Annotated in this window: 1 protein-coding gene; it reads right to left on the bottom strand. The window is 42.9% G+C overall.

Going from position 1 to position 615, the window contains the following annotated elements:
* Positions 1–70 precede the first annotated feature (70 nt).
* Positions 71–615, bottom strand: a 545-nt coding sequence (locus tag HC176_RS15745; protein ID WP_167919942.1) for a C40 family peptidase, incomplete at its 5' end; no start/stop codon positions are given.

Genomic DNA, 615 nt, shown 5'->3' with positions numbered 1-615 from the left:
GGCAGGTTGATCATCATTGCAACAAGCAGAAAAAAGGAGGAGAAATTTGACATTTTTGAAGGTAAAATTTCTAATCTCGAATAGGCTCACCTTTAGGCGTCATAAACAAATCGCTTTGAGCCAGCTGAATAACTCTTTCATCGTTTGTGCCCAATACTCTTTTCGTTCTTAAATACCTATTGTAATTATATTCATCAAAATCTGTGGCGGTAGTATCGAAGTTACTAATATGCACCTCCCCCATCGAATGTATAAATTTATTGTCGCCTATCCACATGCCCACGTGAATGATCCTTTCTGAAGTGGTGTCTGTAGCTTTTCTTCCGAAGTAAAGTAGATCTCCCTTCTGCAGGTTTTCGAAATTTTTAACCGAATCGATCTCCTCCCCTGCTGCAATTTGCTGGGAAGCATCACGGGGGAGCACCATCCCGTTTAGGAAGAAAATTGTTTTAGTGTAACCGCTGCAATCCATTCCTTTTGGAGAAGTCCCACCCCACAGGTAAGGCACCCCCATCATTTCTCTGGCGGTTTTAATAAGATTTTCTCCCGTTGGTTCCAGCGAAGCTACCCACTCCCTGTAAGGCTGCGCAGCTGATTTTTCCACAAATGCGGTTT

It is taken from the genome of Tamlana crocina (assembly GCF_012037625.1).
The sequence above is the reverse complement of the archived record's forward strand: the minus strand, read 5'-3'. Positions and strand labels throughout refer to the sequence as shown.